Below are 23592 nucleotides of genomic sequence, written 5' to 3'. Positions count from 1 at the left end.
CGCGACACCGAATCCCGCGACAGACGGCAGGAGAAGCGATGAAGCTCGTCGCCGACATCATCAGCGGAACGATGATCATCCTGGGATCGATCCTCGCGCTCACTGCGGCCATCGGAGTCGTCCGCTTCCCGGACACGTTGTCCCGCATGCACGCCGCCACCAAGCCTCAGGTGGTGGGGTTGATCCTGATTCTCATCGGCGCGTTCATCAGCCTGCGCGGCAACGTCGACATCTGGATGATCTTCCTCGTGGGCGTCTTCACGGTGCTCACGGCGCCGATCATCGCGCACACCGTGGGCCAGGTCGCCTACCGCGAGCACAGCAGCCGGGACGACCTCTTCATGGTCGACGATCTCCGCGACGACGAGCGCAACGACCGAGCCTGATCAGCGAGGTTCTGGTCAGCGAAGTTCGGAGATCAGCGAGTCGACGACGGCGATGAGGTCGCCCCCCGACCTCTCCGCCACGGCACGCTGACGCTGATACGACGCACCTTGGCGCGGGATGTCCGCGACGCGGCCCAGCTCGTCCGCGCACCCCAGCCGTACGGCGATCGGGGTGAGCTTCTCCAGCAGGTCGAACAGGTCGTCGGTCATGAGCCGCTCGTTGCTGTCGGCGTCGAGCACGATCTCGGCGTCCAACCCGTACCGCGCGGCGCGCCACTTGTTCTCCTGCACGTGCCACGGCGGGATCGTGAACAACGGCTCGCCGGCATCGAGCCGTTCGTCGAGATACACCACGAGGCAGTGGATCAGGGCGACCAGGGCACCGAGCTCACGCTTGGTGGACACCCCGTCGCACACCCTGATCTCGATGGTGCCGAGCCGCGGCACGGGACGGATGTCCCAGTGCATGCCGCCGAGCTGCGAGATGACGCCGGTCTTCATCTGGTCGTGCACAAAACCCTCGAACTGCGACCAGGTCTCGAACTGGAACGGCAGTCCCGCGGTGGGGAGCTGCTGGAACATGAGCGCGCGGTTGCTGGCGTAGCCGGTGTCCGACCCGGCCCACATCGGGGACGACGCGGACAGCGCGAGCAGGTGCGGGTACTGCAGCAGGATCGAGTTGAGAATCGGGAAGACCCGGTCGGCCGAGCGGAGTCCGACGTGGACGTGGACGCCCCAGATCAGCATCTGCCGACCCCACCACTGTGTGCGCTCGATCAGCTCGTCGTAATGCGGGGCCGCGGTGAGCTGTTGCGACGACCACTCGGCGAACGGGTGTGTCCCGGCGCAGAACAGGTCGACTCCCAACGGATCCGCGGCGCGGCGCACCAGATCCAGCGACTCGCTCAGATTGTCGATCGCTTCACCGACGGTGTCGCAGATGTCGGTCACCAACTCGACCGTGTTGCGCAGGAGTTCCTTCGTCACGCGCGGCGTGTGCGCTCCAGCGAGCTCCACGACGCCGTCCATCACCTCGGACGCGGTGTTCGACAGATCCCGCGACACGCGGTCGACGAGCGCGATCTCCCACTCGACGCCGATGGTCGGACGCTCCGACCCGGCGAACGGCACCGTGGTCGATCTCGACTCGTTCTTCAGGGGGACGTGCCCGTCTACTCGGACTCGGCGACCGCGCAGGCGACGCGGCTGCCGGCGTCGCCCGTGCTGAGGGTCGTCGCGTCGGGAACGGGCTGGCCGTCGGGCAGCGTGTAGCGCGTCGGGATGTTGGCGAAGTTGTCGGCGCCCGAGTGGACGATGACGGCCACACCGCCGCGTAGGTCGTCGAGCGTGACCGAGTCGGTCGTCGTCGTGAGGTCGGCGGTGCCGTCCTCACGCACCTGCAGCGAGGTCAGGTCGCCGCTGGCCGGGTGGCCGGTGTTGCCGTTCACCTGCAGGTGACCGCCGGCGGACAGGAATGCGCCGGGCTCGCCGCCGGTGGGAGCGACCGAATCGGGCTCGCACACGGGGTTCTGATGCATGTGCAGGCCGTGGAAGCCGGGGGTCAGACCCTCAGCCTCGACAGTGACCTCGAGGTGTCCGTCGACCTCGGCGAAGGAGACCGTGCCCATGGTCTCGCCCTCGGGGCTGCGCAGGTCGCCGGTCATCGCGGCCTCGGTCGCCGAGCCCCCTCCCTCGGAACCCTCGCCGCCCGCGCTGTGGGACTCCTCGCCGTGCTCGGAACCCGCGGGCGCGGCGGAGCTGGTGAAGACGGGCGGGGTCGTGCCGGCGACGTCGCTGGCTTCCTCGCCGTTGCTGCAGGCCACCATGCCGAACAGGGCTACTGCGGCGAGAGGCGCCACGACGAGGGTGCGAGGTGCGACTCGGCTGCGCTTCCAGCTGGCCATGGTGAAGGTCTCCTAGATGTGTGGGGACGTGCTGACCTGAACTCTAGTCACCCGGTGACGATGACGATGATGCCGGGCGTGGAGGACTCGATGCCCTCGAAACGTGGTTCGACACCGAAGCCCAGTGTGGTCGCGATGCGTTCGGCCTCGGCTTGCTGACCGGACACCGACGGGTCGTAGTAGACCGTGGAGGCCGCGATGGTGCCGCTGCTGTAGTTGCCGGTCTCGCCGACCGTGAAACCGGCCGACTCGAGCGTCTGCGCCACCTCGGCGGCCAGTCCGCTGACATTGCTGTTGTTGAGGACGCGCAACGACTGTGCCGCGGCCGTGGTGGAGGACGGCGCACTGGTCGTCGTCGTGGCGGCCGACCCGGCGCTCGCGTCGGACTGCGGCGCGGCGGGTGCTGCGGCAGCGGCGGTGGTGGTCACGGCCGCTGCCGTGGAGGTGGGCGTGTCCTCGTCCGAGCCCGTGAGGGAGAAGAAGCCGAGACCTGCGAAGACGACGGCCAGCGACAGCAGAACCATGGCCAGCGCTCGCAACGGTGGGCCGGACGAGTCCGGGGTCGGAGTGCTCGCGGGGGTCTGATCAGTCACGCTGCGAGCCTAGCGACTCGGCCGAACCGGGTGACCCGGGGCGGCGCGGGACGACACCCGTCAGATCTCGAAGCCGAGTCGACGCGCAGCGCGTGCCTTCTGCCGGCTCGCGCGCAGACGTCGCAGGCGCTTCACGAGCATCGGGTCCGCGGCCAGCGCCTCCGGCTTGTCCACCAGGGCGTTGAGCACCTGGTAGTAGCGGGTCGCCGACATGTCGAACAGTTCCTTGATCGCTTCTTCCTTCGCGCCGGCGTACTTCCACCATTGGCGCTCGAACGAGAGAATGTCGTGTTCCCGGCGGGAGAGTCCGTCACTCGGCTCGTCGGCCCCGTCGGCTCGCCCGTGACTTCGCGCTGCAGCGCTGTCCATCTCACTCCTGTCGTCTGTGCCGCCCTCGGCATCCCGTCTCGCGAGCTCTGCCGTCGACCTCGGGCTGTGCCGTGTGAACCCGGCCGTGACCGTGTTCTCGCGCGTCCCCCGGACCCGAAGAGGTCCGCGCACGGCGGTGAATCACATCCGTGTCGTTCGCCGCCAATCTAACCACGGACCGGGCTCCGGGATGCGGCGACACCGCGGCGCGTCTCGGCCCGGCCGACCGGACCAGAAATCGTCCACCGGGCGGGCAGTATCCTTCTGGACCATGGCAATTCTCCCCATCCGTATCGTCGGTGACCCGGTGCTGCACACCCCCACCCAGCAGGTCACGGCGTCGCCCGCGGAACTCGAGACGTTGATCGCGGACATGTACGACACGCTCGAGGCCGCCAAGGGTGTCGGACTGGCCGCCAACCAGGTGGGTGAACCGCTCCGTCTGTTCATCTACGACTGCCCCGACCACAGCGAGGACGGCACGGTGACGCGCCGCCGCGGCGAGGTGATCAACCCGGTTCTCGAGACGTCGGAGATTCCCGAGACGATGCCCGATCCGGACGACGACGACGAGGGGTGCCTCTCGGTTCCCGGCGAGCAGCACCCGACGGGTCGGGCCGAGTGGGCGCGGGTCACCGGAACCGATGCGAAGGGTGAGCCCGTCGACATCGAGGGGCACGGTTTCTTCGCGCGCATGCTGCAGCACGAGGTGGGCCACCTCGACGGGTTCCTCTACGTCGACGTGCTGGTCGGACGCAACGCGCGGGCGGCGAAGAAGGCCATCAAGAAGAACGGGTGGGGCGTACCCGGGCTGAGCTGGATCCCCGGCACCGTCGCGGATCCGTTCGGCCACGACGACGACGAGTGACTCCGGACGCCCCGGTTCCGGGCTCGCGGGTGGTGCTGCGGTACCGCCTGCCGGACGGGTCGACCCCGCCGTTCACCGACGTGATCGGCGTCCTCGCGGCGTCCGGCACCGCGGTGACCGTGCAGCCGGAGTCCGGTGACCCGGTGACCGTGCCGGCCGAGCGCATCGTCGCACTCAAGGCGTTGGCACCTCGGCCCGTTCGCAATTCGGAGATCCGCGGTCTCGAGAGTGCGGCGGCCGATGCGTGGCCGGGCCTCGAGCAGGAGTGGATCGGTGGATGGCTGCTCCGCGCCGGCGCCGGCGTGACCCGACGAGGCAATTCGGCGAGCCCCCTGCGTCCCGACGCGTCCACCGTCGACCTGCCGGCCGTCGCCGCCTGGTATGGCGACCGGGACCTGCAACCCTCGCTGTCGTTGCCGGACCGACTTCTCGGGGCGCCGGCGGGATGGAGCCTGTCGGCCGAGGCACTGGTGCTGACGCTGCCGATCCCGTCGTCGACCGGGCCGGACACGGACACGGACACGGACACCGAGCGCATCGCCGCGCCCGACGACCGATGGCTGGCGCACCATCCCCGCTACCGGCATCGTCCGGACCTCCTCACCGCGGTCCACGACGGTGTCGTGACCTTTCTCCGACGAGGCGACACCGCGGTCGCCCGCGCTGCCGTCACCGCATCGCCGACCGGACGACGCTGGGTCGGCATCACCGCGGTGGCCACTCGACCCGACGAGCGTCGGCGCGGTCACGGGTCCGCGGTGTGTGCCGACGCGATGCGGTGGGGAGCCGACCACGGCGCGACGCACGCCTACGTCCAGGTCGAGGTGGACAACGACGAGGCGCGATCGCTGTACGAGCGCTTCGGCTTCACGGAGCATCATCGCTACCGCTACGCGAGCCCGGAGGGTGTCACCGCCCCGGGCTAGGGTCGCTCACCGTGCGCCTGGCTACCTGGAACGTGAACTCCGTCCGCTCGCGAGTCGACCGCATCGTCGACTGGCTCGAGCGCTCCGACGTCGACGTTCTCGCGATCCAGGAGACGAAGTGCAAGGACGAGCAGTTCCCGTACCAGCGCTTCACCGACATCGGGTACCAGGTCGCGCACGTGGGCACGAGTCAGTGGAACGGTGTCGCCATCGCGTCACGCGTCGGGCTCGACGACGTGCAGATCGGGTTCCAGAACCAGCCGGGGTTCAGCAAGGACCCGGAGGTCCCGCCCGCCGACGAGGCCCGGGCCATCGGCGCGACCTGCGGGGGCGTGCGCGTCTGGAGCCTGTACGTCCCCAACGGACGGTCCCTCGAGGACCCGCACTACCGCTACAAGCTGGACTGGCTCGCGACCCTGCGCGACGACGCCCGGTCGTGGCTCGCCGCCGATCCGCAGGCACGCATCGCGTTGGTCGGTGACTGGAACGTGGCCCCCACCGACGACGACGTCTGGGACCCGGCGCTGTTCGAGGGCCGCACGCACACCTCGGGACCGGAGCGCGACGCGTTCCGAGCCATCGTCGACGAAGGATTCGCGGACGTGGTGCGACCGTTCACCCCCGGCCCCGGTGTCTACACCTACTGGGACTACACGCAGCTGCGTTTCCCGCGCCGCGAAGGGCTCCGCATCGACTTCGTGCTGGCCTCACCCGCACTCGCGGCGCAGGTCACCGACGCCTCGATCGATCGTCAGGAGCGCAAGGGGAAGGGCGCCAGCGACCACGCGCCGGTCGTCGTCGAGCTGGGTGGGGACGCCGCGGTGACCGAGCCGGCCGGGGCCTGATCGGCCACCATGTCGAGGTACTCGATGTTCGCGCCGATGAATCGCCGCACGTAGGAACACTGGGGCCAGATCGACAGGTCACCGATACGCAGGATGTCGAGGGCGCCGCGCACGAGGACCGCTGCCCACCCGTGGTCGCCGAACTCCTCCTTGACGACGGTGTGCTGAAGCACGACCGTGTCGCTGTCGGGTGCGACCTCGTACGCGAGGATGCCGACGAGCGCATCGCCGACGGTCAGGACGAAGCGCGAGTTGCTCGGATCGTCCGACACGAGACTGGTGTCCATGACAACAGTTCATCACCGATGTTGTGACGGATGGTGTTCCTGTGACTGTTGATGCGCAATCGCGACGAAGTCGTCACGGTGTCGAGATCAGTCGGCGGTCACCATGTCGCGGTACTCGGGGTTCTCGGCGACGAAGCGCTGCACGTAGGTGCAGACCGGCTTGACCTTCCAGCCGTAGCCGCGAGCAGCGTCGAGGGAGTTGCGGACCATGATGGCGGCGAGGCCGCGATGCCCGAAGTCCTCGGTGATGACGGCGTGCATGAAGCTGACGACGGGCTGACGACGCGCACCGCGTCCGACGGAGTCGACGGGGAAGTACCCGACGATCCCGACGAGGTCACCGTTGAGCCGGAGCTCGAACCGGTTCTGGTGCGGGTTGTCTGTCACATCGGTGACGGGCGCATCCGACAGCATCATTCTTCTCCTGGCGGCCGTGGGGCTCACCCGGTTCCTGTGCGAACCCGGGCGCGGGGCGGGACACGAGCAGCCTCGTCGCCGCGGTCGTGTGCATCACATGGGTGCATGTGACGTAGACCACTATTGCACAGGATTCGCGTCTTCGCCGGGGGAGCGGGTGAATATGTGGCGAACTCACGGGAAAAGCGCTCGAGTACAGTTCGGCGTGTGACAACGCTGCCCCTGGCACCTTCCGGGACGACGCCACTGCGCGTCCTCACCATCGCCGGCACCGACTCCGGCGGCGGCGCCGGAATCCAGGCCGACTCGCGCACCATCGCTCTGTGCGGACTGCATGCCTGCGTCGCGGTTGCCGCCGTGACCGTGCAGAACACGGTGGGAGTCAGTGGTTTTCACGAGATCCCACCCGCCGTGGTGGCCGACCAGGTGCGAACGGTGGTGTCGGACATCGGCATCGGCGCGGCCAAGACCGGCATGCTGGCGTCCACCGCCATCATCGAGGCCGTCACCGACGTGTGCACCGAGGTCGGGATCGGCCGCGGTGGCTCGGTACCGCTCGTCGTGGACCCGGTCTCGGCGTCGATGCACGGCGATTCCCTCCTGCACGCCGATGCGCTGGATGCGTTGCGCACCAAACTCATTCCCCTCGCCACGATCGTCACGCCCAACCTCGACGAGGTCCGGCTGCTCACCGGCATCGACGTCGAGGACGAGGCGACGGCGCGACGGGCCGCCGAGGCACTGCATGCTCTCGGCGCCCAGTGGGCCGTCGTCAAGGGTGGGCACCTGCGGACCTCGTCGTCGAGCACCGATCTGCTCTTCGACGGTGAGCGGATGCTCGAGTTCACGAACCCTCGTATCGACACGGGCAATGATCACGGCGGCGGCGACACCCTCGCCGCAGCGCTGGCGTGCGCCCTCGCCCACGGCTACGCGGTGCCGGACGCGTTCGAGTTCGCGAAGGAGTGGGTCACGAAGTCGCTCGAGGCCGCGTACGACCTCGGCCACGGGCACGGCCCGGTCTCACCGCTCTGGCGACTGCACCAGTCGGCTGATGCGTAGATCCTCGGGAACACCGGTCAGCTTCGGCGAGAACAACCCGCGCCGGTAGGGCTTGGTGGCCAGCCCGACGGTGTCCAGCACCTCGGGTGACACCAGATCCAGCGCGGCGTTCGAGATCATGACGTTGCCGTCGGCACCGGTCTGCATGACGCGAGCGGCCACGGTGACGTCGACGCCGAGCCAGTCCGATCCCACGGCGCGCGGACAGCCGGTGTGGATGCCGACGCGCATCCGTGGGGTGTAGCCGTTCACGTCGACACGCGCCAGAGCAGTCTGCGCCTCGAAGACGGCCCGCACCGCGTTGTCCGCGCTCGGGAAGACGGCCATCAGCCCGTCTCCCAGGCGTTTGACGATGTGACCGCCGCGATCGAGCATCGGCCGCTCGACCGCACGGGCCACCTGCTTGAGCAGCACCAGCGTGGTGGCGTCACCGGCGGACAGCGACCACGTGGAGAAGCCAACGAGATCGGTGAAGACGATGGTGACCTCGCGTTCGCCCCGCCCGCGGCCCGCGCGTTCGAGCACCGCCTGCCACACCTGCAGCGCACCCAGCGAGAGTTCCTTCGAGGCGCCGGGAGCGTCGCCCTGCAGCCGGTCGGTGACCCGCGCGACCATGCGCGCGGCTCCGGGTCCGGCCGTCGAGAGCGGATCGCCGAACGACGGATCACCGGGCAGCACTCCGCGTACGCGGCGGACCAGTTCGACGACCCGCGGCGTCCGGTTGACGGTGCGGGCAGCGTCGGCAGCCCGACGGGCGGCGTCACCTGCGCTGATCTTCACCGCTCGACCATATCTTGTCGTTACTCCGAGTGACAGTAAACGTCACTCGGCCTGACGGGCGGCGTCTCGATCGGCACCCACGGGGACGCCGTTCGGGCCCGTCACCGACTCGGCGTACGTGCCGATGCCGTAGGCGACGGCCTTCGAGTTGATGCCGAGAGCCTCCCGGTCGACGTTTTCGAGCGTGTCCTCGGCGGTGTGGTAATTCGGGTCGAAGGGCTCGTTCGCCGTCCCGCCCCAGCGCGCGGCCTGCTCCTCGGTCTTCACGTCGTCGGCGCCGCTGAAGACACCGCCCGAGGGGATGCCGACCTCGATGAAGGGGCCGTAGTCCGAGCGCCCGTCGAAGTCGGTGCCGTCGGCGTCCTGCGTCGTGAGCTGCTCCTCGAAGACTCGCTCGATCGCGTCCGAGCCGGTGGGGCCGGCGGGCTCGCCGACCTGATCCGAGTCGTCTCCGTCGTAGACGAGGTAGCCGGCGTTGTTCGACCCGACCATGTCGAAGTTCAGGTAGAGCGCGATCGCGGCCTTGTCCTCGTCGGACAGTCCCTCGACGTACTTCGTGGATCCGACCAGACCGAGTTCCTCCGCGCCCCAGAACCCGAACCGCACGGCGTTGGTCACGTCCGGCGAGCCACCCATCTGCAGAGCGGACTCGAGCACGGCGGCGGTACCGGTGCCGTTGTCGTTGATGCCCGGGCCCTCGGGGACCGAGTCGAGATGCGCTCCCGCCATGACGACGTTCTCGGTGGATCCCGTCGTGGTCTGCGCGAGAATGTTGCGGCTGGTCGTGGTCTCGGTCTCCGCGGCGAGCGTGATCTGCGCGGTGGTCGGGGCCGCGGCCAGAGCGGCACCGTCCTCACGGCTGACACCCACCGACGGGATGCGGGCATCCTCCTTCGCGCCGAGCGTGCCGGCGTCGAGCGGACCGTCCTCGTTGTTGGACACGATGATCGCGGCGGCGCCGCGCTCGGCGGCGATCTGCCCCTTCTGCGCGAAAGAGCACACCCCGCGCGGGACCAGAGCGACCGCGCCGGTCAGCGTGAGGCCGTCGTAGTCGGTGGCCTCGCAGCCGGGTGAGTCGTCGGCAGGTGCTGCCACGATCGGACCGGAGACCCCACCGGCGGGCGTGGCCGGTGAGTACGTGAACGCGCTCACCGGCACGTCGCGGTCGGCAGCGCGCAGCGCCACCGAGTCGAGGGTGTAGCTGTCGAACGAGAACTCGGGCGTCTCGACGTCGAAGCCCGCGTCCCGCAGTGCGCCGGCCACGTAGTCGACGCTGGCGTCGTATCCGGCGGTGCCGGCGGCGCGATTCCCGTCGTGCGCGTCGGCGATGTCGGAGAGCTCCTGCAGGTGGCTCACCACCGCGTCGAGGGTGACGGCCTCGGACAGCGAGGAACCCGTGACCGGTGCGGCCACGGGTTCCTCGGACGGGGTGGCTTCCTCACCGGACGAGCCGGAGGAGCAGGACGACAGCGCGAGCACTCCCGCCGCACAGATCGCGATGGACAGGGTCGATCGTGTCGTCCGCATGAACGTCACCCTAACGAAAGAGCGGTCACGCGTCTCGCTTGTTCACCACCACCACTGCGGCGCCGAAGACGACGGCGACGAAGGCCGCGAAGTAGGCCAGGCTGCCCCACGGTCCCCAGTGGTACTCCACTCCGCCGGGCGAGCCGAGGAAGTTGTTCGCGTTCATGAACGGGAGGAAGGGCATGATGTCGCGCCCGATGCTGCCGAACAGGTTGAACAGCGACTCGATCAACAGCGGCCACAGGAGCAGCAGTGCGATCGCGGCGGCCGACTGTCGCAGCAGCGCACCGACTCCCACGGCGAGGACGACGCACAGGAAGGCGTAGATCGGGACACCGTAGATGGCACGCCACGCGTCCGAACCCTCGAGCACGAGTGCGGCGCCCGCATCGGGACCGGCCGTGGCCTTCGCGATGTAGAACGCGCCCAGCGTGAGCACCAGGGACAACACCGCACCGAAGACGCCGATGAGCAGCGCCTTCACGCCGAGTACCGAGGCACGGCTGGGGATGGCCTGGAACGTGGTCCGGATGATGCCGAAGCGATACTCGCTGGTGATCGACAGCGCCGCGAGAATCATGAGCACGAGAACGCCGAACCCGCTGACGCCGGCGACGGCGTCCGCGAGGGTCGGCAGGTACGGCTCGAAGCCGGGGTCGTTTCCGGCGGCGATGTCGTTCTGCACGGTGGTGACCGTCGACTTGGCCGTGATGCCGATGACGGCACCGATGCCCAGCCCGAGCGCCACGATGATGACGGTGCACCACCACGGCGACTTCGTCGAGGTGAGTTTGATTCGTTCCGCTGCAAGCACACTCATCGCAGTGCCCCTCCCATCACGTCAGTATCGGTACCGGTACCGGCGCCGTGGTACTGCACGTCGTCACCGGTGAGTTTCATGAACGCGTCCTCGAGCGAACCGTGCTGGGACGCCAGCTCGTGCAGGACGATGTTGTGGCGCGCGGCGATCTCGCCGATCGCCTCCGTGGTGGACTCGGCCACCACGAGGGTCGGATGCACCTGATCGAGGCTGCTGGGCTCCTTGACCGTCAGACCTGCCGACGTGAGCGCGCTGCGCAGGGCGTCGAGCTGGGGGCTGCGGACGCGGACCGACGCCTCCGAGGCGCGGTCGACGAACTCCTGCACGGACGAGTCCGAGATGAGCCGGCCGCGGCCGATGACGATCAGTTGTTCTGCGGTGAGCGCCATCTCGGAGAGCAGGTGCGAGGACACCAGCACGGTCCGCCCCTCGGCGGCGAGGCGCTGCATGAACTTGCGGATCCAGACGATGCCCTCGGGATCGAGTCCGTTGACCGGCTCGTCGAACATCAGGACCTTCGGGTCACCGAGCAACGCACCGGCCAGACCGAGTCGCTGCGACATGCCGAGGGAGAACCCGCCGGCCTTCTGCTTGGCCACCTCGGACAGACCGACGAGGCGGAGCACCTCGTCGACGCGGGACGAGGCTATGCCGTTGGAGGCCGCCATCCACTGCAGGTGAGCACGCGCGGATCTGTTGGGGTGCACCCACTTCGCGTCGAGCAGAGCGCCGACGGTGCGAATGGGATTCTTCAGCTCACGGTAGGGCCGACCCTCGATGAGTGCCGTTCCGGACGTGGGCTGATCGAGCCCGAGGATCATCCGCATCGTGGTGGACTTGCCGGCACCGTTGGGGCCGAGGAAGCCCGTCACGATACCCGGGCGCACCGTGAAGGAGAGATCGTCCACGGCTTTCTTCGCGCCGAACTGTTTGGTCAAACCTGTCACTTCGATCATGTGCATCAGGATGCCCGAGCAGGACCACCGACCACATCGCTCCCGGGTCTCGACCCGGGTCATCCGAAGGGATGACGCGACCCTGAGCCGCCCCCGGGGTGGTCAGTCGACGTCGGGCGAGGACGCCTGCGCCCAGAACCGTTTCGGGATCCGGCCCGCCAGCGCCGCCGATCGTCCGCCGCGCACTGCATCGGCCATGGCGGAGGCCATCATTCGCGGATCACGAGCGCGTGTCACCGCGGTGGCGAGCAGCACCGCCGAGCACCCCAGCTCCATGGCGAGTGCCGCGTCGCTCGCCGTGCCGATGCCGGCGTCGAGCACCACGGGAACCCCTGCGGCCGAGGTGATCATCTCGATGTTGTGCGGATTCGCGATGCCCAGCCCCGTCCCGATGGGCGATCCGAGCGGCATGACCGCGGCGCACCCCACGTCCTCGAGGCGACGCGCGAGCACTGGATCGTCGGTGGTGTAGGGCAACACGACGAAATCGTCGTCGACGAGTTGCTCCGCGGCGCGCACCAGCTCGATGGCGTCGGGCAGGAGGGTCCGCTCGTCCGCGATCACCTCGAGCTTGATCCAGTCGGTCTCCAGCGCCTCTCGAGCCAACTGCGCGGTGAGCACGGCCTCGGCGGCGCCGCGACATCCCGCCGTGTTGGGCAGCAGGGCGATGCCGAGGCGCGTGAGGAGATCGAGCACCCCGGTGCCGCCCGAGACGTCGACGCGGCGCAGGGCGACGGTGGTGAGTTCCGTCCCCGATGCGACGAGGGCCTCCTCCAGCACCGCGAGGTTGGCCGCGCCCCCGGTCCCCATGATCAGGCGAGAGGTGAAGGTACGGTCGGCGATGGTCAACTGATCAGCCACCCTGCACCGCCGTCAGCACCTCGATGGTCCAGCCGCGGCCCACGTCCTCGCCCCACCGCGAGCGCGGCAGCACGATTCCGTCCACCGCCACGGCGATGCCCTTCTCGGGAAGACCCAGCTGGGTCAGCATGTCCCGCACCGTCGTGCCGGGCTCGAGGTCGTGATCCGCGCCGTTGACGGTGACACCCACTGCGGTCATGTTCGTCTCCTACCGTGCCCGAGTCCGCGTGAGACTCGAAAATCGTTCGGGGAGAGCACATGCCGCTTCCGTCAACGGCTCGCCCTCCAGTTCTGCCACCACGGCGTCCGCCGTGACGGGCGCGAGCAGCACCCCGTTGCGACCGTGCCCGGCGGCGACGATCACGCGGTCGTCCCACCGCCCGACCACGGGGATGTTGTCGGGGCTCCCCGGCCGCAGGCCCGCCGCAGTCTCCGCCAACTCGTAGTCACCGACGGCCGGGAACACGGCCTCGGCGTCCGCCAGGAGGTCGCGGACGCCGGCGACGGTCACGGCGGTGTCGTCACCGTGCTCGTACTGCGTCGCACCGACCACCAGACCCCCGCCACGGGGGACCAGGTACACCGCGCGACCGTTGACGCTCGCGCGGACGGTGCGCGTCGGCGAACTCGCGGAGCCGGGGCGCGCACGCAGGCGCAGGATCTCGCCCTTCACCGGCCGCACCGGGACGTCCGGCAGCAGACGGGACGTCGACCACCCCGCGGCGACCACCACACGATCGGTGGTGAGCGCGTCGAGGTCGGTGACGGGAGCACGCTCGATCCGCACTCCCCGGTCGCGGACCGCGGACTCCAACGCGAGCACCAACGCCCGGTTGTCCACCGACAACTCCCCCGGCGCCGACAGGCCCAGACGAACGCGCGGCGAGAGCGACGGCTCCAGAGTGCGCACCTCGCTGCGCGAGAGGATCTCGAGATCGTGGCCCTGCGCACCCACCCAGTCGGCGACAGTGCGCAGGTCCGCCGCGTCGGCCGAGTCGAACGCGACGGTCAACGATCCACTCGACACGACGACGCCCCGACCCTCCAGGTCCGCGCGCAGCACCGGATCGTGCCACCGCCGCAGCGACGCGGAACCGAGTGCCAAGAGTGCGTGTTCGCCGGGCCAGCCCTCGGACAGCGGCGCGAGCATGCCGCCCGCCACCCAGCTGGCGGCGCCGTCGCCGACAGCGCGTGCACCGAACGTCGGGTCGTGCAGGGTGACGGACCATCCCGCCGCCGCGGCGGCGCGGGCGCAGAACAGGCCGATCACCCCGCCGCCCACGACGGAGACGGATCGCTGCATGAAACTCACTTCCTCCGCCGGCATGACCCGGGTCAGGTGGTTACGGTCTGGGCGGCCTCGCCCACTCTCAGCCCCGTCCGGGACTCCCGTGTTCGTTCCCCTTCACCCTAACCGGCTGATGACCCGACCGGCCTCCGGCCTTCACGCCATCACCCGACCGGCCTCCGGCCTTCCCGCCATCACCCGACCGGCCTCCGGCCTTCCCGCAGTACTGGGTGGTACTACATTCACACTCGTGACGACTTCGAGGACCACCGCCCGCGAGCGGCTCGCCACCGCTCGTCTGTACCTCTGCACCGACGCCCGCCGCGACACCGGTGACCTGGCCAAGTTCGTGGACGCGGCGCTGTCCGGGGGCGTCGACATCGTGCAGCTCCGCGACAAGGGGTCGGCGGGCGAGAAAAAGTACGGCGCCATCGAGGCGAAGGACGAGCTCGCCGCTCTCGCGGTCATCTCCGCCGCGTGCCGCCGTCACGGCGCGCTGATGGCCGTCAACGATCGTGCCGATCTGGCGCTCGCCTCGGGCGCCGACGTGCTGCACCTCGGCCAGAACGATCTGCCGGTGCACTACGCGCGCCGCATCGTGGGCCCGGACGTCGTCATCGGGCGCTCCACGCAGAACCGGGCACAGGCCACGCTCGCCGACATCGAGGACGGCGTCGACTACTTCGCCACGGGACCGGTGTGGGCGACTCCCACCAAGCCGAACCGTTCGGCCGCGGGCCTGGACGTCGTGCGTGAGGTCGCCGAATCGCATCCCACCCGGCCGTGGTTCGTCATCGGCGGGGTCGAGGAGAACAACGTCGCGCAGGCGCTCGAGGCGGGCGCGTCCCGCATCGCGGTGGTGCGGGCGATCACGCAGGCTCGCGACCCCGAGGCGGCGGCCCGTCGACTGCTCGATCTGCTGCCGTCGGTCTGACCGTCAGAGTCCGTCCGGCGACAGGACGGTGACGTCGGCGGGAACCGCCGAGCGCACCGCGTCGTCGGCCGTCACGACGACGACGCGCAGGTCGGTGTCGTTCCGGACGGCGGCGAGCGCCGCGTCCACGTTCTCGGCCCGTACGGTGTCGACGATCCACCCGAAGCTGCCGACGGCGAGTCGTACGGTGCGCGCCGGGAGATCGTCGGGGGCGTCGGCGGCCAGGACGGCGCGGACGGGCACGGTGCGCAGCGACGGCCAACTCTCGGCGAAGGCGGGGTGCAGCGGCAGCGAGTCCACCTCGTGCTCGGCGACCCAGCGCAGTTCGGTGCTCTCACCGTTGGGAACCGTGTCGAGTTCGCGCTCCGCGTCGGCGATCACAGTGGTGTAGGACCACCCCGAGTCCTCGATCTTGGTGACGTGCTCGTCCCGCACGGTCAGCAGGTCGTCCGTGATGCCCGCCTCCTCGCCGGCCTCGCGTACGGCCGCGTGGACGGCGCTCTCGTGACTGTCCCTGGCACCACCGGGCAGCGCCCACGTCCCGCCCTGATGACTCCAGGCCGCACGGTGCTGCAGCAACACCACGGAGCCCGCCGACCCGGTCGGAGCCCGCAACAGCAGACCGGCCGCGCCGTGTCGTCCCCAGTGCCGGCTCCCGTCGCTGCTGAAGACCCAGCCGTCCCCGTCACCGCGCATGGTTCACCGTCCGCATTCCCCCACCTTATTGCTCCTCGCGTTGCCTGTGCTCGGACCACGGTGGGCCTATGCTCGAATCCGGACATGAGGGCGACCGATCGCGCGGGAAGGGGTCGAGGTGTCACAGCAGACGAGTGCGCTGACTCTGCGCGCGCCCGTCGACACCCGCTCCGAACGGTCGGAGTTCCTCCGTTCCACTCCCGTCCGGCTGTTGGCGGTGGGTCTGCTGGTGGTCGCGACGCTCGTGACCACCGCTCTCGTGACGACGCTGTCGGTGTCGGACCGCCAGCGCACCCTCGAACTTCTGCTCGCGCGCACCGAGCCGCTGTCCGATGCGGCGCAGAACCTGTACGTGCAGCTGTCGGTCGCGGACGCGACGGCGGCGACGGCCTTCCTCTCGGGCGGTCTGGAACCCGGCGACGTCCGTGGTCGGTACACGGACTCGCTCGGAGCGGCGGCGGGCGAGGTGGTCCGCGCGTCCACCGGACTCGCGAGCGACGACGCGACGTCGCGGCAACTGCTGGCGACGATCTCCACGAACCTGCCGCTGTACGCCGGCATCATCGAGACCGCGCGGACGAACAACCGCGTCGGCAATCCGGTGGGTTCCGCGTATCTGGCCGAGGCGTCGACCCTCATGCAGAACACGATCCTGCCGTGGGCCGAGGAACTGCACGCGGAGAAGTCCGGTGACGTGTCGGATGCGCAGCGCCAGTTCGCGACACCACCCTGGTCGGCGTTCGTCGTGCTGGGCATCACCGTGCTCGTGCTCGTCGGCGCGCAGATGTTCCTGAGCCGGAAGACCAAGCGCACCGTCAACGTCGGTTTCGCGGGTGCCACGGTGGGCGTCGTACTGCTGCTCGGCTGGATGCTCGTCGCGGGGCTCATCTCCTCGACCGCCACCGACCGCGCTCTGGTGCGCGGCGCGGAGCCCCTGGACCTGCTCACCACCAGCCGGATCCTCGCCCAGCAGGCACGCGCCGACGAGACCATCGGCATGACGCGGCGCGGCGGCTTCGCCGACTACGAGAAGTCGTACTCCGACGCGGTGTCCGGCCTCGCCGACACCCTCGGCACACTCGCGCACGACGACGACACGCACAGTCCCCGGATGGACGACGCCCGTGCGCTGGTGTCGCTCTGGACCAGCTCGCACGACCGGATGAACGCGTCGCTGGACGTCGGCGACTTCGACACGGCGGTCACCATCGCCACCGGAACGGCTGCCGGCGACTCCAGCGACGTGTTCGGTCGGCTCGACTCGGCTCTCGTCGAGGAGATCGAGGCGTCCCGCGCGTCCCTGCGAGACGACGTCCAGCGTGCGTCGGGCGTGCTGGCCGGCCTCACCGTGGGCACCGGCATCGTGTGCGGCCTGGCCGTGCTCGCCGTCGTGGGCGGTATGTGGTCGCGTATCCGGGAGTACCTGTGATGCGCCGCGCGGCCGTGATCGCCGCCGCGCTCATCCTCGTCCTGACCGGCTGCGCGGACACCACGCCGGTGCCGGAGGCGCCGGACCGCGCCACTGTCGCCGAACCGCTGCCCGACGGGGCCACCGGCGTCACCCCGGGCGCACCGATGCCACCGGCGGAGGACTGCGGCGACCCCCGTGCGAGCCTGCGGCCCAACTACGCCGCGCCCGACGGCGCACCCGTACCCGCTCCGAACGTCGACGCGATCCGCGCCCGCGGGCGCCTCGTCGTCGGGCTGGACACCGGCAGCAACCTGTTCAGCTTCCGCGATCCCGTGAGCGGTGAGATCGTCGGCTTCGACGTCGACATCGCCCGCGAGGTCGCCCGCGATCTGTTCGGGGACCCGGACCGGCTGGAGTACCGCATCCTCGCGTCCGCCGAGCGGATCGACGCCCTGGCCGAGGGCGAGGTCGACATCGTCGTCAAGACCATGACCATCACGTGTGCCCGGCGCGAACGGGTGACCTTCTCCACCGTGTACTACCAGGCGGATCAACGGGTTCTGGCCGTCAAGGGCTCGGGCATCACGGGTGTCGGTGACCTCGGCGGTCGGCGCGTGTGCGCCGCGGCGGGCACCACGTCGTTGCTGCGCATCCAGCGTCTGCAGCCCAGTGCCCAGATCGTCAGTGTGCCCAGCTGGGCGGACTGTCTCGTGGTGCTGCAGCAGGGCGGTGTCGACGCCGTCAGCACCGACGACGCGATCCTCGCCGGACTCGCCGCCCAGGATCCGTACCTGGAGATCGTCGGGTTCTCCATCGCCGCGGAGCCGTACGGGATCGGCGTGACGCTGGGTCACGACGACCTCGTGCGCGTCGTCAACAGGACGCTCGAACGCATTCGCGGCGACGGCACCTGGAACCGCATCTACACCCAGTGGTTGTCCGTCCTCGGCCCGTCTCCCGGCGCGCCCTTTCCCGTCTACAACGGCTGATCATGAGTACCGAACCCGATCTCGAGGCGACCCGGGCCTCGTTGCGCGACGAGGATCCCGACGCCACCCGCGCCGCCCTGCGCGAGCAGGACTCCGACGCGACGAGGGCCTCGGTGCGCCCCGAGGAGGACGACGCCACGCGGGCCGCGCTGCGCGAGGACACCACCGGGCGCACCTCCCGGCCGAGCCGCCGCGTACGAACCGGAAAGCGTCGTCGCCTCGGTGGTGGGCTGGTGGAACTGCCGCGCATTCCCGAGGTCGATCCCGCGACCGCTGTCATGTCGGACCCCCGCGTCCCGGAGAGCAAGCGGTTCTGCTGGAAGTGCAACGCCCCCGTCGGGCGGAGCGTCGACGGCCGGCCCGCCCACCCGTCAGGTGACTGCGTTAGGTGCGGAACGCATTTCGACTTCTCCCCGCTACTCGAACCCGGTGAGATGGTGGCCGGGCAGTACGAGGTGCAAGGGTGTATCGCGCACGGCGGACTCGGGTGGATCTACCTCGCCATCGATCGCAACGTCAGCGATCGCTGGGTCGTGCTCAAGGGCCTGCTGCACTTCGGCAACGCCGAGGCACACGCGGTGGCGATGGCGGAACGCCAGTTCCTCGCCGAGGTGACCCACCCCGGCATCGTCAAGATCTACAACTTCGTGGAGCACCCCCGCCCCCTCGCGCCCGGCTCGCAGGAGGTGCCGTCGTCGACGGGGTACATCGTCATGGAGTACGTCGGCGGTCGCACGCTGCGCCAGATCATGACCGACAACCCGGCGCGCACGAAACTGCCTGTGCAGGAAGCCATCGCCTACCTCCTCGAGGTGATGCCCGCGCTGGCCTACCTGCACTCCATCGGTCTGGCGTACAACGATCTGAAACCCGAGAACGTCATGGTGACGCAGGACCAGATCAAGCTGATCGACCTGGGCGCGGTGAGCCAGCTCGAGGACTACGGGTACCTCTACGGCACGGCCGGGTACCAGGCACCGGAGATCGTGCGGACCGGACCCACGGTGGCGTCCGACATCTTCACCGTGGGGCGCACTCTCGCGGTCCTGACGCTCGAGATCGCCTCGGAGCACGGGCGGTACGTGGACGGCATCCCCGAGGACGCGCCCGTCCTGCAGGAGTACCAGTTCTTCGCCCGGCTGCTCCGACGCGCGACGGCCGCCGACCCGCTCACCCGGTTCCGCAGCGCCGACGAGGCCGCGAGTCAGCTCAGTGGTGTTCTGCGCGAGATCCTCTCGCAGCAGACGGGTGACAGCCACCCGTCGCTGTCGTCGGTGTTCAGCCCGCAGCGCACCACCTTCGGCACCGACGAGCAGGTCGCCGTCACCGACGTGTACATCGACGGACGGCACCGCGTGGCCAGGCTGGATCCGCGCGACGTGGTGGCCGCGCTTCCGGTCCCCCTGATCGACACGTCGGACCCGAGCGCGCAGCTCATCGCCGCGGCCGTGCACAGCGAACCGCACCAGACGCTCGACTCGCTGCGCCTCGCTCGCGAGAACGGCCTCGATCGCACCGTGGGCGACGACTCCGTCGGGTCCGTGGAAGCGGTGCTGACCGAGGCCCGCGCGTATCTCGATCTGGGCGAGGGAGATTCGGCCGCCGAGGTGATGCGCAGGCTGGACGACGTGACGGGCAACTGGCGCGTCGACTGGCACCGCGGCACCATCGCGCTGCTGTGCCGTAACTTCGTCGACGCCGCCGACAAGTTCGACTCGGTGCTCTCCGCGATGCCCGGCGAGGTCGCACCCAAGCTCGCGCTCGCGGCGACGGCGGAACTGCTGGCGCAGCAGACCTCCGACGACGGCCACGACACGTGGTGCGCCCTGGCCGAGACGATGTACACCACGGTGTGGCGCACCGATCGCACCATCGTCAGCGCCGCGTTCGGTCTCGCCCGCAGGCTCGCGGAACGGGGTGCGCTGCTCGACGCCATCATGACTCTCGATCTGGTGCCCGCCACGTCACGGCACTACTCGATGGCACGGATGACCGGCGTACTCACACTGCTCTCCGGCTCCGCGGCCGACATGGACGAGGGTGCGCTCCACGAGGCGGCGCGGCGCGTCGAGGCGCTGCCGGCGCGCGAACCCCGTGCGCTGCAACTGCGGACGGTCGTCCTGGGCACCGCGCTCGAATGGATGGAGTCCGGGCACGCGCCCGAGTCCACGGTGCCGCTGCTCGGCGTGCCCTTCACGCGGGACGGCCTCCGGACGGGCGCCGAGACCGCCCTGCGATCTCTCGCCCGGACCGCGCGCACCCGATCGCACCGCTTCGCCCTGGTGGACCTGGCCAACGCGGTGCGGCCCAAGTCCCTCTTCTGATCAGCCGATCAGGGCCACCGCGGCGCGGGCGATGGCCAACTCCTCGTTGGTGGGCACCACGAGGACCGTCACCGGGGAATCGTCCGTCGAGATGACACGGATTCCCTTGCCGCGCTCGGCATTACGCTCCTCGTCCAGCTCGATCCCGTACATCTCGAGGTCCGCCAGGGCCGCTGCGCGCACCTCGGCCGAATTCTCGCCCACGCCGGCGGTGAACGTGACGACATCCACGTGGCCCAGCTCGATCATGTACGCGCCGAGATAGCGCCGCAGGCGATGGACGTACACGTCGAAGGCCAGGGCCGCGGCCTCGTCACCGTCGTCGATGAGGCGCCGGAGCTCACGGAAGTCGGTGACACCACTCAATCCCTTGATACCGGAGCGGCGGTTGAGCAGTTCGTCGATGGCATCGACGTCCATGTCGGCACTGCGCCGCAGGTGCATCACGATGCCGGGATCGATGTCGCCGCTGCGGGTTCCCATCACGAGCCCCTCGAGCGGGGTGAGGCCCATGGACGTGTCCACCGCGACGCCGCCGCGCACGGCCGATGCCGAGGCGCCGTTGCCGAGGTGCAGCACGATCTGGTTCACGTCCGACGGCGACCGTCCCAGATGCTCTGCCACACGGCCACTCACGTACTCGTGGGACGTGCCGTGCATCCCGTACCGCTTGATGTCGTGTTCGGCGGCGGTGGCCGCATCGATGGCGTACGTCGAGGCGGCGGCGGGGAGGGTGTGGAAGAACGCCGTGTCGAACACGGCGACCTGCGGCACGTCGGGCAGCTCCCGGCGCGCCACCTCGATCCCGCGCAGGTTGGCCGGATTGTGCAGGGGCGCCAGCGCACTGAGCTCGTCGATGGTGGCCACGACCGAGTCGTCGATGAGGGTGGGCTCGCTGAAGACGGTGCCGCCGTGCACCACTCGATGCCCCACTGCCGTGATGCCCGCCTCCGCCAGGGGCAGTCCCGCGTCGGCCATCATCTCGAACGCCAGCCGGAGGCCCGTGACGTGATCGGGGATGTCGGTCGTCTTCTCCGTCGTGTCGTCGCCGCGGGTGACGGCCACGCGCCCGTCGGCGTCCCCGATGCGCTCGACGATGCCCTGCAGGACGCTGTGTCCCGAGTCGGGGTCCACCACCTGGAACTTCACCGACGACGATCCCGAGTTGACGACCAGCACCGTGCTCACTTCGCGACCTCCAGACCGTCGGTACCGGACTGGGCCTGGATGGCGGTGATCGCCACGGTGTTCACGATGTCCTGCACCAGGGCTCCTCGACTGAGATCGTTGACGGGCTTGCGCAGTCCCTGCAGGACCGGTCCCACCGCCACGGCGTTGGCGCTGCGCTGCACCGCCTTGTACGTGTTGTTGCCGGTGTTGAGGTCGGGGAAGACGAACACGGTCGCCCGGCCCGCCACCTCGGAGTCGGGCAGCTTGGACTTCGCCACCGACGGGTCGATGGCCGCGTCGTACTGGATCGGCCCCTCCACCAGCAGATCCGGCGCCCGGTCGCGGACGAGGTCGGTCGCCGTCCGGACCTTGTCCACGTCGGCACCCGATCCGGAATCGCCGGTGGAGTAGCTCAGCATCGCCACCCGCGGCTCGATGCCGAACATCGACGCGGTGGCCGCGGACGAGACGGCGATGTCGGCGAGCTGTTCCGACGTGGGGTCGGGAACCACGGCGCAGTCGCCGTAGGCGAGCACCTTGTCCGCGAGACACATCAGGAAGATGCTCGAGACCGTCGAGACCCCGTCCATGGTCTTGATGATCTCGAAGGACGGCTTGATGGTGTGCGCCGTGGTGTGCGCGGCACCCGAGACCATGCCGTCGGCAATGCCCTTGTGCACCATCATGGTTCCGAAGTACGAGATGTCGGACATGATGTCGCGGGCCTTGTCCTCGGTCATGCCCTTGTGCTTGCGCAGCTGGACGTACTCCGCGACGAAGTCGTCCGTGTACTCCGAGTTCGTCGGATCCAGCACGGTGGCCTCGGACAGGTCCACCCCCAGTTCCCCGGCCCTGCGCGTGATCGCCGCCTCGTCACCGAGGATGGTCAGGTCCGCGACCTGCCGTTGCAGCAGTCGTCCGGCCGCGCGCAGGATCCGGTCGTCCGACCCCTCGGGCAACACGATGTGCTTGCGGTCGGCGCGGGCCCGGTCGATGAGCTGGTACTCGAACATCTGCGGCGTCACCACCGACGGCATCGCGACGTCGAGGCGGCCCAGGATCTCGGCGGCGTCGACGTGGCGCTCCATGAGCGCCAGCGCCGTGTCGACCTTGCGTTGCGATCCGACGGCCACCCGCCCGCGAGTGGACGCGGCCACACTCGCGGTGTCGAAGGTTCCGAGTTCGGTGGTGAGGATCGGTAGTCGGGGCTGCAGACCCTCGATGAGCTTGGCGATCATGGGATGCGGTGTCAGTCCGCCGTTCATGACGATGCCGGCGAGCGACGGAAACCCCTCGGCCTCGTGGGCGTTGACGAGCGCGAGCACGACGTCGGAGCGGTCGGCCGGAGCGATGACGACGACTCCCTCGGTGAGTCGCTCGAGAATGTGCTCGGCCGTCATGCCGCCGACCATCACGCGCAGGGCCTCCCGTTGCAGCAGTTCGGCATCGCCGCTGTAGAGTTCGCCCTTCATCGCGTGCAGCAGTTCGTCCATGGTCGGTGCGACCAGCAGCGGTACCTCGGGCAGAGCCCACGCCGGCACGTCCTCTGTCGAGAGCTGCGCGATGACGTCGTCCAACGCGTCGGGATCGCACCGGTTGGCGACGATGCCGGCCAGATGGGCGCGGTGCGTCGACAGTTCCGATCGACACACGTCGGCGAGGTGGGCGATCTCCTCGGGCGTGCGTTCGGAGCCACGCAGCGCGAGGAGCACCGGGGCGCCCAGGTTCACGGCGACGCGCGCGTTGAACCCCAGCTCGCTGGGACTGGCGATGTCGGTGTAGTCGCTGCCCACGATCACCACGGCATCGCACTGGGACGCGACGTCGTGATAGCGGCGCACGATCTCGGCGAGCGCGGCGTCGGGATCCGCGTGCACCTCGTCGTAGGTGACGCCGAGCGACTGCTCGTACGTGGTGTCCGCGGTGGTGTGGTCGATCATGAGCTCGAGGATGTAGTCGGTCTCGGACGACGACCGAGCGATCGGCCGGAACACACCGACCCGAGCCGTCGAGGCACCGAGCATGCGCAGCAGCCCCAACGCGATGGTCGACTTGCCGGTGTCCCCCTCGGGCGACGCGATGTAGATGCTGGAGACGGGCGAACTGGGCGTGTCTGCGGGCGCGGCGACCATGGTCTCAGCCTAATGGGCGCGCCGCCGCGGTCGTCCGAGACGATGTC

General features: G+C 69.5%; 25 protein-coding genes and 1 riboswitch. Of the genes, 9 read left to right on the top strand and 16 right to left on the bottom strand.

The features are described 5' to 3' along the window. Positions 1 to 38: 38 nt before the first annotated feature. Entirely contained in the window at positions 39 to 386 is a 348-nt protein-coding gene (mnhG, locus tag OG947_RS13025; protein ID WP_204869188.1) for a monovalent cation/H(+) antiporter subunit G, read from the top strand. A 15-nt stretch (positions 387 to 401) separates the two neighbouring features. On the opposite strand, the gene OG947_RS13020 is transcribed toward mnhG, so the two are convergent. From OG947_RS13020 to OG947_RS13005, 4 genes are all read right to left on the bottom strand, one after another. Next, on the bottom strand, positions 402 to 1517 hold the full coding sequence (locus OG947_RS13020; RefSeq protein ID WP_328812023.1) for a glutamate--cysteine ligase: 1116 nt from the start codon (positions 1515 to 1517) through the stop codon (positions 402 to 404). A gap of 41 nt (positions 1518 to 1558) precedes the next feature. Continuing rightward, on the bottom strand, positions 1559 to 2290 hold the full coding sequence (gene sodC, locus OG947_RS13015; protein ID WP_222649848.1) for a superoxide dismutase[Cu-Zn]: 732 nt from the start codon (positions 2288 to 2290) through the stop codon (positions 1559 to 1561). Positions 2291 to 2337: 47 nt separating this feature from the next. Next, on the bottom strand, positions 2338 to 2814 hold the full coding sequence (locus OG947_RS13010; protein WP_222632640.1) for a LytR C-terminal domain-containing protein: 477 nt from the start codon (positions 2812 to 2814) through the stop codon (positions 2338 to 2340). Between the two features lie 129 nt (positions 2815 to 2943). Then, positions 2944 to 3252 (bottom strand): DUF3263 domain-containing protein, encoded by a 309-nt coding sequence (locus OG947_RS13005; protein ID WP_027506241.1) that lies wholly within the window; start codon positions 3250 to 3252, stop codon positions 2944 to 2946. A gap of 271 nt (positions 3253 to 3523) precedes the next feature. Here OG947_RS13005 and OG947_RS13000 point away from each other — a divergent pair, with 271 nt between their 5' ends. From OG947_RS13000 to OG947_RS12990, 3 genes are read left to right on the top strand one after another with little or no spacing between them, the layout of a single operon-like run. After that, complete coding sequence (locus tag OG947_RS13000) at positions 3524 to 4120, top strand: peptide deformylase (protein WP_027506240.1); 597 nt, start codon at positions 3524 to 3526, stop codon at positions 4118 to 4120. Then, a complete protein-coding gene (locus OG947_RS12995) occupies positions 4117 to 5046 on the top strand; it encodes an N-acetylglutamate synthase, CG3035 family (RefSeq protein ID WP_328812022.1) in 930 nt (309 codons plus the stop codon). The genes OG947_RS13000 and OG947_RS12995 overlap by 4 nt, the downstream gene beginning before the upstream one ends. Positions 5047 to 5057: 11 nt before the next feature. Then, entirely contained in the window at positions 5058 to 5891 is an 834-nt protein-coding gene (locus OG947_RS12990) for an exodeoxyribonuclease III (RefSeq protein WP_328812021.1), read from the top strand. On the opposite strand, the gene OG947_RS12985 is transcribed toward OG947_RS12990, so the two are convergent. Beyond that, the gene (locus OG947_RS12985; protein WP_051613451.1) at positions 5798 to 6178 is read right to left on the bottom strand and encodes a GNAT family N-acetyltransferase; all 381 of its coding nucleotides are present in this window, start codon (positions 6176 to 6178) and stop codon (positions 5798 to 5800) included. The two genes, OG947_RS12990 and OG947_RS12985, sit on opposite strands and share 94 nt — an antisense overlap. Before the next feature lie 87 nt (positions 6179 to 6265). After that, complete coding sequence (locus OG947_RS12980; RefSeq protein ID WP_056442260.1) at positions 6266 to 6592, bottom strand: GNAT family N-acetyltransferase; 327 nt, start codon at positions 6590 to 6592, stop codon at positions 6266 to 6268. Between the two features lie 210 nt (positions 6593 to 6802). Between OG947_RS12980 and thiD the strand changes: the two genes are divergently transcribed. Further along, the gene (thiD, locus tag OG947_RS12975; protein ID WP_328812020.1) at positions 6803 to 7657 is read left to right on the top strand and encodes a bifunctional hydroxymethylpyrimidine kinase/phosphomethylpyrimidine kinase; all 855 of its coding nucleotides are present in this window, start codon (positions 6803 to 6805) and stop codon (positions 7655 to 7657) included. Here thiD and OG947_RS12970 read toward each other — a convergent pair. From OG947_RS12970 to thiO, 7 genes are all read right to left on the bottom strand, one after another. After that, positions 7619 to 8437 carry an adenylate/guanylate cyclase domain-containing protein gene (locus OG947_RS12970; protein ID WP_197027813.1) on the bottom strand — a complete coding sequence of 273 codons (819 nt, stop codon included), beginning with the start codon at positions 8435 to 8437 and terminating at the stop codon, positions 7619 to 7621. The two genes, thiD and OG947_RS12970, sit on opposite strands and share 39 nt — an antisense overlap. Before the next feature lie 42 nt (positions 8438 to 8479). Then, positions 8480 to 9964 (bottom strand): M28 family peptidase, encoded by a 1485-nt coding sequence (locus OG947_RS12965; RefSeq protein ID WP_328811127.1) that lies wholly within the window; start codon positions 9962 to 9964, stop codon positions 8480 to 8482. Positions 9965 to 9989: 25 nt separating this feature from the next. Then, positions 9990 to 10784, bottom strand: coding sequence for an ABC transporter permease (locus OG947_RS12960; RefSeq protein ID WP_027506235.1), 795 nt, complete (start codon positions 10782 to 10784; stop codon positions 9990 to 9992). Continuing rightward, the gene (locus tag OG947_RS12955) at positions 10781 to 11740 is read right to left on the bottom strand and encodes an ABC transporter ATP-binding protein (protein ID WP_056442255.1); all 960 of its coding nucleotides are present in this window, start codon (positions 11738 to 11740) and stop codon (positions 10781 to 10783) included. Before OG947_RS12955 ends, OG947_RS12960 begins: the two co-directional genes overlap by 4 nt. A 102-nt stretch (positions 11741 to 11842) precedes the next feature. Then, complete coding sequence (locus OG947_RS12950; protein ID WP_328812019.1) at positions 11843 to 12601, bottom strand: thiazole synthase; 759 nt, start codon at positions 12599 to 12601, stop codon at positions 11843 to 11845. Next, entirely contained in the window at positions 12594 to 12800 is a 207-nt protein-coding gene (gene thiS, locus OG947_RS12945) for a sulfur carrier protein ThiS (protein ID WP_222638008.1), read from the bottom strand. The genes OG947_RS12950 and thiS overlap by 8 nt, the downstream gene beginning before the upstream one ends. A 9-nt stretch (positions 12801 to 12809) precedes the next feature. Further along, positions 12810 to 13904, bottom strand: a complete 1095-nt coding sequence (thiO, locus tag OG947_RS12940) for a glycine oxidase ThiO (protein WP_328812017.1) — start codon at positions 13902 to 13904, stop codon at positions 12810 to 12812. Then, positions 13897 to 14004: riboswitch (TPP riboswitch) on the bottom strand. It overlaps the preceding gene by 8 nt. A 135-nt stretch (positions 14005 to 14139) precedes the next feature. On the opposite strand from thiO, the gene thiE reads away from it, so the two are divergent. Continuing rightward, entirely contained in the window at positions 14140 to 14823 is a 684-nt protein-coding gene (gene thiE, locus OG947_RS12935; RefSeq protein WP_056442251.1) for a thiamine phosphate synthase, read from the top strand. Positions 14824 to 14826: 3 nt separating this feature from the next. Here thiE and OG947_RS12930 read toward each other — a convergent pair whose 3' ends face one another. Beyond that, positions 14827 to 15519 (bottom strand): NUDIX hydrolase, encoded by a 693-nt coding sequence (locus OG947_RS12930; protein ID WP_222646304.1) that lies wholly within the window; start codon positions 15517 to 15519, stop codon positions 14827 to 14829. Positions 15520 to 15637: 118 nt separating this feature from the next. Here OG947_RS12930 and OG947_RS12925 point away from each other — a divergent pair, with 118 nt between their 5' ends. From OG947_RS12925 to OG947_RS12915, 3 genes are read left to right on the top strand one after another with little or no spacing between them, the layout of a single operon-like run. Then, positions 15638 to 16948: a hypothetical protein gene (locus tag OG947_RS12925; protein ID WP_051613449.1), complete on the top strand. Its 1311-nt coding sequence runs from the start codon at positions 15638 to 15640 to the stop codon at positions 16946 to 16948. Next, complete coding sequence (locus OG947_RS12920) at positions 16948 to 17919, top strand: glutamate ABC transporter substrate-binding protein (RefSeq protein WP_027506227.1); 972 nt, start codon at positions 16948 to 16950, stop codon at positions 17917 to 17919. The genes OG947_RS12925 and OG947_RS12920 overlap by 1 nt, the downstream gene beginning before the upstream one ends. 2 nt (positions 17920 to 17921) lie before the next feature. Beyond that, complete coding sequence (locus OG947_RS12915) at positions 17922 to 20243, top strand: serine/threonine-protein kinase (RefSeq protein ID WP_328812015.1); 2322 nt, start codon at positions 17922 to 17924, stop codon at positions 20241 to 20243. On the opposite strand, the gene OG947_RS12910 is transcribed toward OG947_RS12915, so the two are convergent. After that, complete coding sequence (locus OG947_RS12910; RefSeq protein WP_027506225.1) at positions 20244 to 21431, bottom strand: acetate kinase; 1188 nt, start codon at positions 21429 to 21431, stop codon at positions 20244 to 20246. Next, the gene (gene pta, locus OG947_RS12905) at positions 21428 to 23545 is read right to left on the bottom strand and encodes a phosphate acetyltransferase (protein WP_056441380.1); all 2118 of its coding nucleotides are present in this window, start codon (positions 23543 to 23545) and stop codon (positions 21428 to 21430) included. The genes OG947_RS12910 and pta overlap by 4 nt, the downstream gene beginning before the upstream one ends. Positions 23546 to 23592: the final 47 nt, after the last annotated feature.

Origin of the sequence: Rhodococcus sp. NBC_00297 (assembly GCF_036173065.1) — a bacterium.
In the GTDB taxonomy this organism is placed as follows: Bacteria; Actinomycetota; Actinomycetes; order Mycobacteriales; family Mycobacteriaceae; genus Rhodococcoides.
The sequence above is the reverse complement of the archived record's forward strand: the minus strand, read 5'-3'. Positions and strand labels throughout refer to the sequence as shown.

Coding starts and splice junctions, on each gene's coding strand:
- mnhG (WP_204869188.1), top strand. CDS start 39: ATGAAGCTCGTCGCCGACATCATCAGCGGAACGATGATCATCCTGGGA.
- sodC (WP_222649848.1), bottom strand. CDS start 2,290: ATGGCCAGCTGGAAGCGCAGCCGAGTCGCACCTCGCACCCTCGTCGTG.
- OG947_RS13010 (WP_222632640.1), bottom strand. CDS start 2,814: ATGGTTCTGCTGTCGCTGGCCGTCGTCTTCGCAGGTCTCGGCTTCTTC.
- OG947_RS13005 (WP_027506241.1), bottom strand. CDS start 3,252: ATGGACAGCGCTGCAGCGCGAAGTCACGGGCGAGCCGACGGGGCCGAC.
- OG947_RS13000 (WP_027506240.1), top strand. CDS start 3,524: ATGGCAATTCTCCCCATCCGTATCGTCGGTGACCCGGTGCTGCACACC.
- OG947_RS12985 (WP_051613451.1), bottom strand. CDS start 6,178: ATGGACACCAGTCTCGTGTCGGACGATCCGAGCAACTCGCGCTTCGTC.
- OG947_RS12980 (WP_056442260.1), bottom strand. CDS start 6,592: ATGCTGTCGGATGCGCCCGTCACCGATGTGACAGACAACCCGCACCAG.
- OG947_RS12965 (WP_328811127.1), bottom strand. CDS start 9,964: ATGCGGACGACACGATCGACCCTGTCCATCGCGATCTGTGCGGCGGGA.
- OG947_RS12960 (WP_027506235.1), bottom strand. CDS start 10,784: ATGAGTGTGCTTGCAGCGGAACGAATCAAACTCACCTCGACGAAGTCG.
- OG947_RS12955 (WP_056442255.1), bottom strand. CDS start 11,740: ATGATCGAAGTGACAGGTTTGACCAAACAGTTCGGCGCGAAGAAAGCC.
- thiS (WP_222638008.1), bottom strand. CDS start 12,800: ATGACCGCAGTGGGTGTCACCGTCAACGGCGCGGATCACGACCTCGAG.
- thiO (WP_328812017.1), bottom strand. CDS start 13,904: ATGCAGCGATCCGTCTCCGTCGTGGGCGGCGGGGTGATCGGCCTGTTC.
- OG947_RS12930 (WP_222646304.1), bottom strand. CDS start 15,519: ATGCGCGGTGACGGGGACGGCTGGGTCTTCAGCAGCGACGGGAGCCGG.
- OG947_RS12920 (WP_027506227.1), top strand. CDS start 16,948: ATGCGCCGCGCGGCCGTGATCGCCGCCGCGCTCATCCTCGTCCTGACC.
- OG947_RS12915 (WP_328812015.1), top strand. CDS start 17,922: ATGAGTACCGAACCCGATCTCGAGGCGACCCGGGCCTCGTTGCGCGAC.
- pta (WP_056441380.1), bottom strand. CDS start 23,545: ATGGTCGCCGCGCCCGCAGACACGCCCAGTTCGCCCGTCTCCAGCATC.